The 15,790-nt window shown below is 60.1% G+C and carries 9 protein-coding genes and 2 pseudogenes; 5 read left to right on the forward strand and 6 right to left on the reverse strand.

Going from position 1 to position 15,790, the window contains the following annotated elements:
- The 4 genes and pseudogenes from DYZ14_RS18655 to DYZ14_RS18670 all read right to left on the reverse strand — a co-directional run bounded on the left by DYZ14_RS18655 (window position 1) and on the right by DYZ14_RS18670 (window position 7,031).
- Window positions 1–3,255: a site-specific DNA-methyltransferase gene (locus tag DYZ14_RS18655; protein WP_154722080.1), complete on the reverse strand. Its 3,255-nt coding sequence runs from the start codon at window positions 3,253–3,255 to the stop codon at window positions 1–3.
- An 803-nt stretch (window positions 3,256–4,058) separates the two neighbouring features.
- Entirely contained in the window at window positions 4,059–4,985 is a 927-nt protein-coding gene (locus DYZ14_RS18660; RefSeq protein ID WP_154722092.1) for a nucleotidyltransferase and HEPN domain-containing protein, read from the reverse strand.
- A 181-nt stretch (window positions 4,986–5,166) separates the two neighbouring features.
- Window positions 5,167–6,735: pseudogene (locus tag DYZ14_RS18665) on the reverse strand (type IV secretory system conjugative DNA transfer family protein).
- On the reverse strand, window positions 6,732–7,031 hold the full coding sequence (locus DYZ14_RS18670) for a mobilization protein (protein ID WP_154722081.1): 300 nt from the start codon (window positions 7,029–7,031) through the stop codon (window positions 6,732–6,734). Before DYZ14_RS18670 ends, DYZ14_RS18665 begins: the two are co-directional and overlap by 4 nt.
- Window positions 7,032–7,238: 207 nt before the next feature.
- Between DYZ14_RS18670 and traA the strand changes: the two genes are divergently transcribed.
- The 3 genes from traA (at window position 7,239) to DYZ14_RS18685 (ending at window position 11,735) form a co-directional block, all read left to right on the forward strand.
- Window positions 7,239–10,556, forward strand: coding sequence for a Ti-type conjugative transfer relaxase TraA (gene traA / locus DYZ14_RS18675; protein WP_154722082.1), 3,318 nt, complete (start codon window positions 7,239–7,241; stop codon window positions 10,554–10,556).
- A gap of 217 nt (window positions 10,557–10,773) precedes the next feature.
- Entirely contained in the window at window positions 10,774–11,448 is a 675-nt protein-coding gene (locus tag DYZ14_RS18680; RefSeq protein ID WP_154722083.1) for a ParA family protein, read from the forward strand.
- Entirely contained in the window at window positions 11,445–11,735 is a 291-nt protein-coding gene (locus DYZ14_RS18685; protein WP_154722084.1) for a hypothetical protein, read from the forward strand. The genes DYZ14_RS18680 and DYZ14_RS18685 overlap by 4 nt, the downstream gene beginning before the upstream one ends.
- Before the next feature lie 135 nt (window positions 11,736–11,870).
- Here the strand turns inward: DYZ14_RS18685 and fic are convergent, their stop codons facing one another.
- Entirely contained in the window at window positions 11,871–12,974 is a 1,104-nt protein-coding gene (fic, locus tag DYZ14_RS18690) for a protein adenylyltransferase Fic (protein ID WP_154722085.1), read from the reverse strand.
- Window positions 12,975–13,489: 515 nt separating this feature from the next.
- Here fic and DYZ14_RS24455 point away from each other — a divergent pair.
- Both DYZ14_RS24455 and DYZ14_RS24460 read left to right on the forward strand, forming a co-directional pair.
- A pseudogene (locus DYZ14_RS24455) lies at window positions 13,490–13,846 on the forward strand (ArdC-like ssDNA-binding domain-containing protein); the annotation flags it as partial.
- Window positions 13,847–13,912: 66 nt separating this feature from the next.
- Complete coding sequence (locus tag DYZ14_RS24460) at window positions 13,913–14,095, forward strand: zincin-like metallopeptidase domain-containing protein (RefSeq protein WP_232365588.1); 183 nt, start codon at window positions 13,913–13,915, stop codon at window positions 14,093–14,095.
- On the opposite strand, the gene DYZ14_RS18700 is transcribed toward DYZ14_RS24460, so the two are convergent.
- A protein-coding gene (locus DYZ14_RS18700; protein WP_154722086.1) for an IS3 family transposase occupies window positions 14,087–15,300 on the reverse strand; the annotation gives its coding sequence in 2 pieces (ribosomal slippage) (window positions 14,087–14,964 and window positions 14,964–15,300; 1,215 coding nt in all). The genes DYZ14_RS24460 and DYZ14_RS18700 overlap by 9 nt on opposite strands.
- Window positions 15,301–15,790 lie beyond the last annotated feature (490 nt).

The following is a 15,790-nucleotide window of genomic DNA, read 5'->3' on the forward strand; positions in this document are numbered from 1 at the left end:
TTATCCCTCCAGCGACATGATCTTGAGCGACTCGATCCCGCGGTCGTCCACGATCTTGACCGCGATGCGTCGGTTCTCGCCCGCTTCGAAGGGCAGCGAGACGGTGCCGTGGAACTGCTCCAGCAGGTCTTCGTCCAGCTCTGCCCTCACGGTCTTGCGCAGGCGGTTCCAGCCGCCCTTCGCATCCGCCATCGGGAAGAACACCTGATGCGGCATCAAGGATCGGTTGTCGTAATCCACGTCAAGCGACCACATGGCGATCTGCTTGGTGCCGCCCGAGACCAGATCGCCCTTGCGCGGATCGAAATAGTCGAAACCGTTGACCTGAACCTCCCACATCCCGTCCTTGCGCTTGCGCAGGTCCACATCCGGCTGGCCCATCAGCCAGAAGGACTGGTTCGAACTGCGGCCTCTCTTCAGATCCTCGGTCAGAAGGTCGGTGTTCATCTGCGCCTTGAGCAGCGTGACGCCGGGCCAGTTTACCTCGTCGATGTCCTTCGCCGCCTCCGGGTCGAAGGTGAAGGCGCAGAACAGGATGAATTTCGGGGACGGGCGCAGGGTCTCGGCCTCGGTCAGCGCCAGTTCCACCTGCCGCTGCTCCAGTGCCGCGTGCTCGGGCCCGAAGCTGACGACGACGCGCTCGCCGGTCTCGGCAAGTGATCCGCTAGCGTGGATGTGCTTCAGCCCCGGCAGCGTCTCGAACTCGGCGAAGCGGAGCATGGCGCCGCCCTTGCCGCGCACGCCGGTCTTCAGGAGTTCGTCGCGCCACAGCGCCTGGCGCGAGGTTTCCCCAGAGCGGGCGACGGTCTCGTCGGCCTCTTGTGGAGGCAAGCTGTCGTCGAGCGACAGGACGGTCGGGGCCGGCACCGCCTCGACCGAGAACGGCCCGCAGATGCGTAGCTTGGAACGGTCTGGCTTGGGCTCGGTATAGAGGGTTTCCTGATCGGCATGATCAGCGATAGACTGGTCTATCCTGCGTTGCATCCCTTTTCGGGCAGCGTGGAAGGCATCGAAGGGCGCACGGGCGGCCTCGGGCCAGTCCTCTGGTAAGTCGAACGGCACTTCCCATTCGTGCAGATTGTCGCCCTTGGCGAAGTCCACCGGTTCACCCTTGCGCACCCCCTGCGTCGACCTGAGTGGCTTTGGCTGGGTCGTTGTCAAGATGGCGTTCAAGTCGGCCAGTGCCGCTTCGAGCTTTGGGTGGTCCTCGTCGTAAATCGTGTCGATGTCAGGATTATTGGCAATCTTTCCAAGCATAACACGCGGTGTCGTTTCGTAATCGAAACCGCCTTTCAGCCCCTCATGCGGATATCGCAGCGCGAAATATTCGAAACTCGCCGTCATCAACCGATGCTTTGCCAACGAAATTGCCACACGAGAGGTATCGCAGGTGATCCAGCGCCGCCCCCATTTTTCGGCGACGAAAGCGGTGGTGCCGGAGCCGCAGGTGGGATCGAGCACAAGATCGCCGGGATCGGTGGTCATGAGGAGGCAGCGTTCGATGATCTTGTTGCTTGTCTGAACTACATAAACTTTCGGATCGGCGCGATCCTGAACTGCACCAGCAATATCGAACCAGTTGTCTGTAATCGGCACTTGGTCGAAATCCGTGAAAAAGCGGACATAGCGGAGTTTACCGCGCGGTGTGATTAGGAAACGATTCGCTCTGGTAAGACGCCGCATTCCATGAGGAACCGGGGCCTTCCAATGGTTGCCAGCGCCGGGATGGAAGGTCATTCCACACCAGTCCCAGTCCTCTGTAGCAGCTCCTTCGCCCTGCGAACTAGGGTTGTCGTCGGTGAAGATTCTTGTTTCTTCCGGGACCATTTCTGGTCTTTGCCTTTGCTCTTTGGGTAGCGGGCCTCGACTGCCATTGGCAAATTGTGCCTGATCGTAGTCCCCACGCACCGCTTCAGACCGGTCTTTTCGGAGGTAGAGACGATTGAATTTCACCTTCTCTTTGTTCTTGGCGAACCAGAGAATGTAATCGCCCGTCCGGCTGAGGCCCGATGTGGCGAATCCTCCGGTCGTGGAATAGCTGATAAGCGACATCGTGTTTTCAGCGCCGAACACCTCTGAAAGCAGCTGTCGAACGTGGTGCAGGTTCTCATCCGAAATCTGCACAAACACGGACCCGCTCTCGGTCAGCAGTTCCCGCGCCAGCATCAGCCGGTCGCGCAGATAGGTGAGGTAGGAGTGGATGCCGAGTTCCCAGGTATCCCGGAACGCCTTGATCATCTCGGGTTCCTGGGTGAGGTCTGCATCCGAGCGGTCCTTCACGTCGCGCTTGTTTGTAAAGGGCTGGAAGTTCGACCCGTATTTGATGCCGTAGGGCGGGTCGATGTAGATCATCTGCACCTTGCCGCCCATGCTCTCCTTTGTCAGGAGCGAGTTCATCACCAGAAGGCTGTCGCCCGCCACCAGCCGGTTCGACCAGCCCTTTTCGTGGTGGTAGAAATCCAGCGCCTGGCGCAGTGGCAGGTTCTCGAACGGCGCCGCGAACAGGTCGGGCTGCCGCCACTGCGTCGCCGAATCCTTGCCCTTCAGCCGCTTGGCCGCATTGGCAAGGATCGTCGCCGGGTCCACCCGTTCATGGACATGGAGCGAGACGGTATCGACCTCAACGCTGGTTCGCTCCGCCTTACCCGTCCAGTTGAGATAGGGTGCCTGCAGCCGCTTCAGCTCCTGCAGCGCGTCCCGCATCTGTTCGAGATCACCGCTGGCCAGCGCATCGTCGATCAGCCGTTCGATCCCCGCGCGTGCAGAGTCGAAATTCAGCACCGGGTCCAGATGTGGGTCATAGGCCCAGACCGTCTTGTCGCCATCCGGATCGGTGCCGGCATGGACCATGCCCACCTCGGGGTTGTTCACCCGCGTCTCGCCGTGGCGGTAGGACAGCACCTGCACCGGCCCGTCCGGCCTGCGCGCGACCTTCTTCCCGGCCTTGGCCCGTCGCTGACGCGAGGCCGCTTCTTCGGTGTGGGTCAGTTCGAACCCGTCGTCCTCGTCGCTCTCATCCTCGTCCAGGTCGTCATCCTCATCGTCCGGTTCATCTGTGACACGGAAGATCGACCCGCCACGTCCCTTGCCATGCCCCAGCACGCCCTCATCTATCAGCGCATCGCGCGCGGCGATGTAGTCGTCTTCGGTCAGGTCCGGCATGTGCTCGCGAAGCAGCGCCAGCATGGCCGCGGTGCCAATGGTGGAACCATCTTCGGGTGTCAGGGACAGGATCAGGTTGGAAACATCGGACATGGGGGCCAGGAACTCACGAAACGGTCTTGTTTTCCATTACCTATCGCGCCGGTTGTCCGTTTGCACCTAGGAATTCAATTTCCTCATGCCCGACCGAAGATCAGAAAGCGAGCGAGTATGCGAATGGCCGATTCGGTGAAGCTGCAGCGCAGTATCGAGGGGTGTCGCAAATGGCCCTGAGGGGCGTGAGTGAGCCGCTCTCAACGCGGAACGTTTGCTTTACCCGCTGCACTAACGGCCTGACAGGTTGCGGTCCCCTTCCGGACAGCCCATAGTCGACCAGATGCTTGATCTCGCTGATGTATTTACCGCCTTGCATCCGAAATTCTGGCGGGTCGTTGGTTCATATCCCTTCAAGAGGCAATCTCGCAAGCAATCTTTTGTACACGGGCTTGCGCCTGCATTTACCAGCTTGACCAAGCTAGCGAGGTGCGATGGACGACAAGCGAACCTTGAGGCACGAGGACGGAGCTCACACGTCTCACTGCCGCGCGAATGCGGAACGCCATGGCCGGGGGAAGTCGGTTCCGCCTGACCCTTTCGGGTCGCTTTGCTCAGGCTCCTGCGGCTTCCCTTGTTCCGACTCTGGCGTAACGAGAATTCCCGCTTTCGCGCCCTGCGGCCGCCGCTATGCTGAAAGCTCCGATATTCTTCATTGTCTGACCCGGATCTCGCGCAAGCGCGGCCTTGATCCGGAGGAAACCAAGGATTGATAGGAATGTAGATCTCGAATCGCGGAACGAATCAGGCCCATGGTTTTGCTTGCGTTCGAGTCGCAAACACCTGCAACACGTCGGCATTGCTCATTCCGTATTGCGAGCCAACGTCTGGAGCCGTTCCGCACATACTTCCTTGACGAGATCGAGCAACACGGCCGTCCGCTCGTGCAGCCAGGCCAATGCCTCCTCGCTGATCTCGAAATGCTTGGAATACCGCGCCTTCACATAGGCCTCGTTCAAAGTATTGAACCATGCCCGTTCGCGGTGTTGGTCACGCGGAAATGCTTCCGCCAGCCGTCGATCCTGACCTTCCGCCAGTGAACGGAGAAACTTGATGTTGTGGGAGGGTGGTCCGTAGTTGGTCAGGGTCAGCAGAACGCAAGCGTATGCCTGCTCCAACGCCTGATGAAGGCTGAAAGCGGCCCAGTTCGTCCAAACATCCCCGATCCTGCTGGCTTTTCCACGTTGAAACTCGGCGGTCTCGAGTATTGCCTTCGCTTCTGCAAATCGCTGCTCGAAATGCTCGGTCGCGACTTTCAGGCGATCGATCGGGTCGAGTGGCCTGGGCTCTGCCAGCGGCTCGTCATCCAGCTCGTAGAGGACGATGCCTTCCTTGCGGATATCGGAGAAAAAGTACTGCCCTTCCTTCAGATAGGTGTTCACCTCGCGCAGCGAATGCACAATGAAGCTCACCGGCGTCTCGATCGCACTTTCGCGGTTTAGCCGATCGGCGGCTTTGTACCAGTAGTCCTCGAACGCGCAGAGCTTGCGATTGTTGACGATGACGAGAAGGTCGAAGTCGGAGCGGTAACCTTTCATGGTGAAGGGCTCGTCGACCCAGCCGCCCTTGGCATAGGATCCGAACAGGATGATTTTGAGGATCCTGCCGCGTTTCTTGAATTCCGCCGATCCTTCTTTTAGCGCATCCTCGAATTCTTCGTGCAGGATTTCCAGGACGCGACCGAGCTCGCGTTGCTTGCGGAGCGGCATATGATCGAGAGAGGACTTCATCATGGGCGGGCAACGATCCGCAGGCTGGCTGCTATGAAGGGCTGGTGGCAATGGGGTCTATCAATTGCGTGATCGTATACCAAGGGTGGCGTGCAACCAACACCGGACCCAGATGGTGTTGCGACAGCACCGTTCATCGCGGCCGTCCGCCATCTGCTTGTTTCTGATTTCCATTGCTCTTTCATGTCGGATCAAAGCCCCCCGTGAACTCGGGATCGGTGAAGTAGCGTAGTTTGCGAACGCGCGCCGGCCGCTCTCCCTGTCGAAGCAGGATCAACTGGTCCCGGTCCAGGCGCATGATCTCATCGGGGTTGATGAGGTCGCGTCCCGAGATATGCTCGGACGACGAGTTCTTTCCCTCGCTCCAGGAGCGGGTCAGGTATCGCGCATCCATCTTGCCGACAGATCAGCTGATCAGCTCGGCAGTTTCCAGATCATTGACGCCAAAGACCTGCAGGACCCCGGCATTCGACAGGAAAGTGCCGGCGCGCCGACCATAGGTGGCGCGCAACTGATGGATATCCTGGAGGATGGGCCAAAGCTGCACGCCGTAGCCGGCCATGAGACCCATTGCACTTTCGACCTGTGCCAGATGTCCAAGTACTGCGAACTCATCGAGCAGATAGAGTACCGGGCGGCCGGTGGCGGCCGGTTCGCGGGCTATGTCGGCCAGGCTCTGGGTGATGAGCAGGCGCAGCCATCTGGAATAGGTGGAAAGCCGATCAGGTGGCAGGACGAGGAATACAGTGGCGTTGTGACGCTTGAGATCGGCGAAGGAGAAATAGCTCTCATCGAGCACCCTCATCATGCGCGGACTGTCGAGGAAATGGGTATGGCGTTGAGCGGATGAGAGAACGCCGGCCGCTTCTCGTTCGGACTTGCCAAGATGACGGTTGGCAGCGCGCGCGATCAAGCCGTTTGCCGCGTCGCTATCCTGCATGTCGGCGAGCAAGCTGGCGAACCGCTCGGGCGCTAGCGTCAGGTAATCGCGCAGTGTCGCAAGGCTTCGCCGACCAGGAGGCTCCCCCACCACAATTTTCAGGATCAAGCCTGAGATCAGCGCCTTTGCTTCTTCGTTACAATGGGCATCACCGGCCATGCCAGGCTCATCAAAGACGATAGCATCGGCAAGGGAGCTCGCATCATCGGCGATATCGAGGCTATCGGGATCAAGCTGGTCGAGGGGATTGTAGGCGGCGGAATGTTTGCCCGTCACACCGAAGGGATCGAGGACATGGACCGGTCCAAATTGTGCGCGGGCTCGGCCTGTGATCCTGGCATTCTCTCCCTTTGGATCGATGCAGATCACGGAGCGGTCTGATGTCAGCAGATTGGGAATGATGGTGCCCACACCCTTGCCGGTGCGCGTCGGCGCCATGGTCAGAAGATGGGCGGGTCCGTCGTAGCGCAAGAGTTTGCCGGTCGTGGCATCGCGGCCTATCAGCAGGCCGTCATTACCGAGTGTCTTCATCTCTGCGGGCGAAGCCCATCGCGCCGTGCCGAACACGGCGGAGAGCGGTACATCCGCCAGGAACGCTGCTGCGAAACCGCCCAGCCCGAAGACGACCGGCAGATACCTTGCGATCGACTGCACCAGCTGGCTGACTTGTCCCTCGTCCAGACCCGACATCTCATGAACGGCGATGTTCGTGAGCAGCAGTAGCGCCGACAGGACAAGGCCGAAGATAGCGGACACGATGGCCAGAACAGGCGCTTTGACGGCAGACTTGAGCAGTGGCGCGATCCTCATTCCGGTTGCGCCTGACCACGATCCTCGCCCTGTGCTCTGGGCAGCAGAATATCATCGAACAGAACCTTGTCGCCATCGCGGGTCAGGAACCCCGGAAGCTCCTTGCGCAGCCAGTCGAGCAATCGGTGTGAGAAGTCCGGATCGTTGGAATTCTCGAGCCGATGCAAAACCAATGCGCCGAGGAGAACCTTTCGCCTGGTGTCCTGGGCGCGCTCCTGTTTGCCGAGCCGCGCCTTCAATGCCTTTTTCCGTTCTTCCAGTTGCGCAATGCGCGTTGCTATCGATTTGCGATCCATCCCGGCACCTTCATGTCCATCTTCCGGTGGTGCGAGCCAGACTACACAGCCCTTCTGCAAGCGGTACTGCCATTTCTGTTAGTTGAGATCGCCACTGGCTTGATCCCGAATGGAGGGAGCGAAGCGACAGAAATGACCAAGGGCGCACTTACGAGTTGCTCCGCAACTCAGCGCTCAGAATCGCCCTTCATGCGACTGGAGGCTGGCATGGCGATCTATCACTGCAGCATGAAGCCGGTGGCGCGCAGCGGCGGCCGCAGCGCCGTGGCCGCTGTTGCCTATCGCACGGCCAGCCGCTTGCTGAACGAGCGTGATGGCCTGGTGCACGACTTCACCCGAAAGAGCGGCGTGGTTCATACCGAGATCGTGCTGCCGGATGGCGTGGAGGCCGAGTGGGCGCGCGACCGTTCGAGCCTGTGGAACGCGGTCGAGTTTGCCGAGAAGCGCAAGGATGCCCGCGTCGCCCGGGAGTTCGAGATCGCCCTTCCACACGAGCTGAGTGACGACGAGCGCTTGTCCCTGACACGCGACTTTGCACGCGATCTTGCCAACCGTTATGGGGCCGCCGTCGACTTCGCGATTCACCAGCCGGGCAGCGAAGGCGATGTCCGCAACATCCATGCCCATGTGCTGATGACGACGCGGGCAGTCGAAGCAACCGGGCTTGGCGACAAGACGCTGATCGAGCGGGAGAACAAATGGCTGCTCAACCACGATCATCCGACCGCGCAGATGCAGCTTCGCGATATCCGTCAGGCCTGGGAGGCTCATGCCAGCCGGCATCTGGTGCGCGCTGGTCTCGATATCAGGATCGACCATCGCTCGCACATTGAACGTGGCCTTGAGATCGAACCGACCGAGCATATGGGCGTTCATGCCTCGCAGATCCATCGGCGCGGACGGGAGGTGTCGCGCACGCGGATCGATGAAGAGGCGGCACGGCGCAATGCCGAGCTGATCCGGGAAAAACCCGAGCAGGTACTGAGCATCATCACCGGTGAGAAGAGTGTCTTCGACCGCTATGACGTAGCACGTGCCCTGCATCGCTACATCGACGATCCGCAAAGCTTCCAGAACGCCTTTGCCGCCGTCATGGCATCAAGCGCCCTGGTGGAGTTGAGACCGGATGAGAAGGGCGAACTTGCCCGGCTGACCACCCGAGAGATGCTGGAGATCGAGCAGGCCATGGCCGTGAGCGCATCATCGATGGGGGTCACTCGCGGCCATTGCGTAGACCGGCATCACGTCGATCAGGCGCTGAATTTACAGAATGAAGCCATCCGCGCAATGACCACAGCGTCGCTTGCCGGAAAAGTCGAGTCCGGGGAAATGATCCTGGTCGATCGGGAGCGGGCGATCGAACGCTCGGGCCTGAGCGAAGAGCAGTGTGCAGCGGTCCGCCACATCACCGGACCTCAGCAGATCGCGGCCGTGATCGGCTTTGCCGGTGCCGGAAAGTCGACGATGCTGGCGGCCGCGCGTGAGGCCTGGGAGCGGCAGGGATACAGGGTCCATGGCGCAGCCCTTGCCGGCAAGGCAGCGGAAGGTCTGGAGGAATCTTCCGGGATTGCATCCCGCACCTTGGCATCCTGGGAATATGGCTGGCAAAGGGAGAGGGGCCAACTCGGCAAGGGCGATGTCCTGGTCATCGACGAAGCCGGTATGGTGGGAAGCCGGCAGCTTGCGAAGTTCGTCAGAGAGGCCGAAACCCGTGGGGCTAAACTCGTGTTGGTCGGCGATCACGAACAGCTGCAGGCGATCGGGGCGGGATCTCCTTTCCGGGCGATTGCCGAGCGCGTCGGCGCCGTCGAGCTCTCAGAGATCCGCCGGCAGAACGAGGGCTGGCAGCGCGAGGCGTCGATTGCCTTTGCCACGCACAGAACGAGCGATGGTCTCTCAGCCTATGCCGACCGCGGGCATGTTCACTTTGCAGACAACCGGGACGAGGCACGCTCCGCCATGGTGCGCGAATATCTCGCCGATTTGGAAGAACGCTCAAGCGGTTCCCGGATTGCCCTGGCACATCGCCGTGTCGATGTGCGCTCAATCAATGCCGACATCCGGGCATCGCTTCAGGCACGTGGGAAACTGGCACGGGGCGTAGAAGAGCAGGGGCCGCTTGGGCGCGAGGTCGTCTACCAAACGATTGACGGCGAGCGGTCGTTTGCCCCAGGAGACCGGATCGTCCTGCTGGAGAACAATCGCGATCTCGGCGTCAAGAACGGCATGCTGGGAAAGGTTCTGGCCGTCGAGCCGGACGCACTACAAATACGTCTCGACGGCCCAGGGCAAAACGCCGCCCGTATTCTCTCTATACCGACAAAAAGTTACCAGGCCTTTGACCACGGCTACGCAACGACGATCCACAAGTCGCAAGGGGCGACGGTCGACCGGGCCTTCGTCATGGCCTCGGGCACGATGGACCGGCATCTGGCTTACGTGGCGATGACCCGTCATCGCGATCAGGTACAGCTCTATGCCGGACGCGATGAGCTGAAGGATCTGCCGGCGCTGAGCGCCAGTATGGGCCGGTCGGGGGCAAAGGAAACGACGCTGGACTATGCCCATGCCTTTGCCGAGCGGCGGGGGCTGGCGCAAGAGTTCGGCGTCATGAGCGAGACCGGGATCAGCCGCAGGTCCGAGCGCGCCGACGACCGGCCGGCGGCTCACTTCGGCGCTTGGGTTGAGCGCGTTCGCGCGCCGGCCGATCGTCATTCCTCCGACAAGCTCGGGGCCCGGCAGAGCGGGCAGCGGATCGAAGTGCCTGCCGAGAAGGTCGAGCCGCTCATTCCGGCGATCACCAGCTATTCCCGCAGCGTCGAGGAGGTGGCGCGCGAAAGGGCCAGGCCGGACTTCGACTGTGCCATGCATACGGTGCGGGCTCTCGCTCGCGATGTCTATGTTGATCCGGATGGTGTGGCAGCCAGGCTCAGCCTGGCCATTGTCGACAAGGGCATGGACGGGCAGGGGCTGGCGAAACTGCTCAGTGAGCGGCCAGAGCAATTCGGGGAGCTGCACGGCAAGTTGGGGTTCCTTGGTGAGAACAAGGAGCGCAAAGCGGCGCGTCGCCATGCCAGGGCGTTCAGCAATCATGCCGTTGCGGCCGCCGAGATCTGGGAGCGTCGACTTGAGGAAGAACGTAAAACCGAGATCTGGAAACGCGAGAAGTATGATGTGATCGAGGTTCCCGGACTCAGCCGACGCAGCAAGGAAATTCTGAAGCAGCTCGATATGCTGTCGCCGGAGGACAAGGCGACTTTCCTCGAGATGCTCACGGGCACACGGGAAGGGATGCAAGCGCTCGCGGAGGCGGAGACGGTCGTCAAGGCGCTTGAGCGGCGGTTCGGCAGCTCCGACCCGCGCGCCCTGACACAAGAAAATCTGCGGCTCGGGCCGGAAGATGCCGCCAGGCTTGACCGGATCAAGGATGTTTCCCGGCTCGCCGATCGGGCGCAGCGGGCTGAACTGTCCCGTCAGTATGTTTTGAAGCGAACGCTCAGCAAGGGACTAGGATTGGGAATGTGACCGTCGCAAGGCTTTGGGGAAGCCTAGGTCATTAGCGGGCAACCTGCGCTGCTCGCACTCGATCTCCGTCAGGTTCGGTCCGCATGTATTACACAAACCCGCAACTGCGTCATAAATGACGCAAGTTAATGTGAAGGCATTGTGCTGCGTCATGAAGAATGTTAACGTATCTTGACGCATTATGACGCTCCAGACTAATCCAAGCAAGAGACCGAACATGCCAGTCATCACCGTAGCAAACCCCAAGGGTGGGGCCGGGAAGTCTACAGCAGCCCTCGTGCTTGCCACTTCGCTTGCCCAGCAGGGCGCCAGCGTCATCATTCTCGACTGCGACCCGAACAGGGCGATCGAGGGATGGAGGGCAGGGAGTTCGAAGAACCCCGTCATCGTGGATGGTGGGATCACCGAAAGCACGATTACCGGCAAGCTCGACGAGTACCGCAAGAAATACCAGTTCGTGTTCGTCGATCTGGAAGGAACCGCGAGCCGCCTCATGTCTCGCGCACTTGCCCGGGCACAGCTTGTGATCATCCCGATACAGGCAAGCCCGCCCGATGCGGAACTCGCAGCGCGTGCCATCCATCTTATCCGTGAGGAAGAGCAGGCGTTCGAGAAGACCATTCCCTACAGGGTGCTGTTCACCCGGACATCGCCGGCGATCGCCTCCAAGCTCGAAACGCAGATCACGGCGCAGTTGAAGGCAAGCGAGGTGCCGATGTTTCGCAATCATCTGAACGAGCGGTCCGCCTATAAGGCGATGTTCTACTATCAGCGGGATCTCGAGGAGCTTGACCCGCGCAATGTGAATGGCCTGCCCGCGGCGCGGGACAATGCGTTTCGTCTCGCCGAGGAACTGGTCAATCTGGTCATTGATGCGAGGGTCGCTGCATGAGCGGAAAAGACCTGGGCTTTGGCGGCAAGCTTGCCAACATCACGCCTGATACGGAAGAGCCGGCGCGGATTCCTGATGCCCGGATTGACGAAGTCGGTGAACGCCATGGTTTCGTGGCACGGGAGCCGATCCAAAAACTGACGCGGCGCAAGCCGTCAGAGCCTTCCGCCAACCTCAATATCCGCCCACCGGTTTCGACATTCAATCGGTTCCTGATCTTCTGCGAGCAGAACCGCATGTCCTATCCAGAGGCGCTTAAGGAGCTTATGGACCGGGCAGGCGTGTAATGTTGCGTCGAATGCGTCAGCGTTGACGCACGTCAGACATGTCAATGTCGGAAGCGTCTGCAATTGCGGCGGTTATGATTTGAGCAGTCGTTGAAAGTGGTCGGGCCGGACACGCAGCGTATCGGGCCGGTCGCGCTACTGCGCGGCCCGGGCGGGTGTCGGGTCGCGAAGAAGCGTAAGCAGGGCCGGATTGATGTAGAGGTTTTCACGTCCTGCTTTCACTTCCTCAAGCAGCCCGTTCTCGACGAGAGCCTTCAGGTAAACCGATGCGGCCTGCCGCTTGGCAATGCCGGCATCCACGAGGTCGCTGATCCGGCAGTACGGATTGACGAAGATGACTTCAGCCAGTTCACGCGAATAGATTTTCGGGAGGTCGCTGCGGATGCGTTCCGCGGTATGGTCCAGCAGATCCCTGATGGCGCGAATCTGTTTAGTGGACCAGTCCGATGTCTCACGGATAGCATCCAGCATGTAGAGGATCCACTCCTCCCAGGCGCCTTGCATCGTGACTGCCAGGAGCCGGTCATAATAGGCCCGTTTGTTGCCGATGATGTAGCGACTGAGGTAAAGAACGGGAATGTCCAGCAAGCCCTTGTCGACCAGGTAGAGCAGGTTGAGAACCCGGCCGGTGCGTCCGTTGCCATCAATGAACGGATGGATCGCCTCGAACTGGTAGTGCATCACGGCCAAACGGATCAAGGGATCGATATCGTCTGCTTCATGGATGTAGCGCTCCCAGTTGGCCAGCTTGTCCCGGAGCAGGTCTTGTCCCTCTGGTGGTGTATAGATGACCGAGCCCGTGACCTCGTTCATCAGGGCCGTGCCGGGTGTCGAACGAATGTCGAGATCAACGCCCTTGATCCTGCGACAGACGGCAACCGCCGTCGACGTTGAAACCGGGCGCTCCTTGAGTGACTGAAACCCTTCATTCAACGCCGTGCGGTACCGTAGCGCCTCTTTCGTTGCAGGGTCTGCCTGTGCTCCGGGCTCGTTGGCGAAGCGGAACAGGCGATCGGTCGTGGTGACGATGTTCTCGATCTCGGAGCTCGCCTGGGCTTCCAGCAGAGGTATGGAGTTGATCAGGACCGACTGATTGGGAATGAGTTGTCCTGACACCCGGAGCTCTGCAAGTGATGCCCTTGCAGCAATGCAGGCCTTGAGAATGGTCTTCGTCTCTATGTCAGCCTTGGGAGGCAGAAGCGGGAGGTCGTTGTAGGGCAGATCCGGGCGTAGTCTCATGTCGCTTAATCCTCGTTTGGACGACATGTCCCAGGGATATGTCGATGGCGTCGACATGCCGCGAAATCATGTCGACGAAATGCAATTCTATCGACATATCGCCGCCAACACAACGCGACTTTCCGTCGAGTGCTTGCGAGTAGATGAGCCCTCCGCCCATAAGCCTCTGCCCGAGCAATACAGTTGGGTCTGAGCCAGCTCGACGCATTCATGGCCGGCTCGCGCGTCGCGACTGGAACCTGGTTTGTTTCCAGTGCTCTCCAGATAATCGATCGCCCCAGACATCAGGTGCCGTCGAACAATGCGCAGGCATCGACGTGTCCTCCATAAGGGGGCTGACGCCCCATCACCCGTCAAGACTTGAAACCCTTCGGGCAAAAGCATCGGGGCCGTGGCTCGGGCTGAGCCCTGCGCCCGCACCACCCCGGACACTTTTGGTCTGGACGGGTTCCCCCCTCTCTTCGCCAGAGGGGCAGATCGGTTGCATGCGCAACCCGATCAAAAGGAAAAGGGACATGAAGAACGATGTTTACAGCCAGGTGACTGACAGGATTATCGCTGATCTGGAAAAGGGCGAGCTGACTTGGCTGAAGCCGTGGAGTGCGGGGAATATGGCCTGGCGGATCACGAGACCCTGGCGTCATAACGGGCTCGGCTACGGTGGCATTAATGTTCTGATGTTGTGGAGTGCGGCCATGGAGGCGGGCTTTTCGTCTGCCTGCTGGATGACCTTCAGGTAGGCGATGGAGCTCGGCGCCCATGTGCGCAAGGGTGAGAAGGGCAGCATGGTTGTCTATGCGAGCACGATCAGCAGGACCGAAGATGAGGAAGACGGAGGCGAGGAGGTGAAGCAGATTCCGTTTCTCAAATCCTACACTGTCTTCAACGTCGAGCAGATCGAGGGGCTGCCAGAGCACTACTACCTGAAGCCGGAGCCTGTGACTGAACCGCTCGAGCGGATTGCTCATGGGGATGCTTTCTTTGCCGCAACGCGCGCTGATATCCGCCATGGTGGCGGTCAGGCCTATTACAGTGGTGCGAGCGATCACGTGCCGATGCCGTGTTTTGAAAGCCTCCTGATGGAGTGCCCCCCGTTTGACCGGACATGTCGGCTAGTTTGATTTAGCCCTGATGAACTGCCGAGGGGAAGCCATCTTGAGCGCGGAATGGGGATGGATTTCATTGTAGTCCTCGATCCATCCGTCGATGAGCCGGAGCGCTGTTTCGGCGTCCGGTAGTGCTGCGATGCGGATATAGTCCCGCTTCAAGGTTTTGACGAAGGCTTCCGACATGCCGTTCGACTGCGGACTGGCCACCGGCGTGAAGCAGGGTGTCAGATTGAGCGCCTGGGCAAACAGCCTCGTGTCCCTCGCGGTGTAAGCAGAACCATTGTCGGAGAGATGCTCGATTGCGTGCGGGGCTCTCGTTGCTGCGAACCGCTTCTCGACGGCCTCCAGCATCATGTCGCGCACGTCAGAGCCGGAGATGCCTGCATTGGCGACTGCCGTCCAGGCGATGATCTCCCGGTCGAAGGCGTCGATGATGAAAGCGAGACGAATGACCTCGCCATTCCAGCAGGTGAACTCCAGCCCATCCGAGCACCAGCGCAGGTTCGAGCGCATGACCATCACCTTGCCATCGTGGAGGCGGCCCTTGCGAACGGCCGTATGCTTCTCCAGCAGCATGGCGTGGTTGCCCATGATGCGATGAACCCGTTTGGCGTTGACGACGGGCTTATCGGCGGCTCGCCTTTCGCGATTGAGGAGCGCGGCGATCCGCCGATAGCCATAGGTGGGCCTTTGATCCACCAGCCTGCGGATGATGGGCAAAAGCTCTGCATCCTCGGCCTTGTGATAGGGCCCGCGCGGCTTTGATCTGCCTTTCAGCCGCTCGACGAGGTTAGAACGGGATACGCCCAACGTGTCGGCGACGGCCTTCATCGGGAACCGTCCTTCGGCAACAAGATCGGCCGCGATATCCGTTTTTTTGAGTCTGCTTTGGACAAGGCTTCGCGGAGGATTTCGACCTCCATCGTCTTGCGGCCGAGCATACGCTCCAGCTCGCGAACGCGGTCCTCCAGCTTCTTAACTTCCGAATTGCCGACAACCGGCTCGTCAGAATCCACGGCTGCAGCACCTCCCTCGCTCAAGAGCCTGCGCCACCGGTAAAGCAGATTGGGCGCAACGCCATGGCGGCGAGCAGCCGAAGACACCGTCTCGCCAGGTTCAAAACTCTGCTCAATGATTGTCAGCTTCTGCTCGGTTGTCCACCGCCTGCGGCGAACATCACCCGTCAACAATTCAACGTGTCGATACTCGTTAGACATAAGCCTGTCCTCAAGCCTGTGCTTGAGCCTTTCTGCTTATGCCGACTGTCCGGTCGAAATGGGGGGCAGTTCACCTGAGCCCTGAAGCCTATTATGCGACGCTGGCGCATGAACTGACCCATTATGCCGTAAGCTGGGTTATGCCGCATGGCCGGGTTTGGTGGCTGTCACACCTGCTTTCGGCCATGCAGCAGTTCGGCATAATCAGCCAGGCGGCGCGAGGCTCGTGCGCTGAAACCGATGTCGCATTGCTGATCCTCCGGTGAATCAGCGAAAGCGTCGCTCCAAACAGCAGCAAATGTGAGTCAGAGCCAATTCTCGGTGGGAACGCCGGGTCATGTATGGATGCCCCCGTTCATGCAAGCAGTTCTTCGAGCGGTTTTGAACGTGTGATCGGGTGCGGTCATGTATCAGGCCTGTTGTGCGGCTAGAGTACGACCGCTGGCCGGTATGGAGCTACGCGGACCTGGTGCATAATCAGCTCTACGAG

The organism is Ciceribacter sp. T2.26MG-112.2, from assembly GCF_900492205.1.
In the GTDB taxonomy this organism is placed as follows: domain Bacteria; phylum Pseudomonadota; class Alphaproteobacteria; order Rhizobiales; family Rhizobiaceae; genus Allorhizobium; species Allorhizobium naphthalenivorans_A.

Excerpts from the sequence above, each read along its gene's own strand:
- DYZ14_RS18655 (WP_154722080.1), bottom strand. The coding sequence starts at position 3,255 with ATGTCCGATGTTTCCAACCTGATCCTGTCCCTGACACCCGAAGATGGT.
- DYZ14_RS18660 (WP_154722092.1), bottom strand. The coding sequence starts at position 4,985 with ATGAAGTCCTCTCTCGATCATATGCCGCTCCGCAAGCAACGCGAGCTC.
- DYZ14_RS18670 (WP_154722081.1), bottom strand. The coding sequence starts at position 7,031 with ATGGATCGCAAATCGATAGCAACGCGCATTGCGCAACTGGAAGAACGG.
- traA (WP_154722082.1), top strand. The coding sequence starts at position 7,239 with ATGGCGATCTATCACTGCAGCATGAAGCCGGTGGCGCGCAGCGGCGGC.
- DYZ14_RS18680 (WP_154722083.1), top strand. The coding sequence starts at position 10,774 with ATGCCAGTCATCACCGTAGCAAACCCCAAGGGTGGGGCCGGGAAGTCT.
- DYZ14_RS18685 (WP_154722084.1), top strand. The coding sequence starts at position 11,445 with ATGAGCGGAAAAGACCTGGGCTTTGGCGGCAAGCTTGCCAACATCACG.
- fic (WP_154722085.1), bottom strand. The coding sequence starts at position 12,974 with ATGAGACTACGCCCGGATCTGCCCTACAACGACCTCCCGCTTCTGCCT.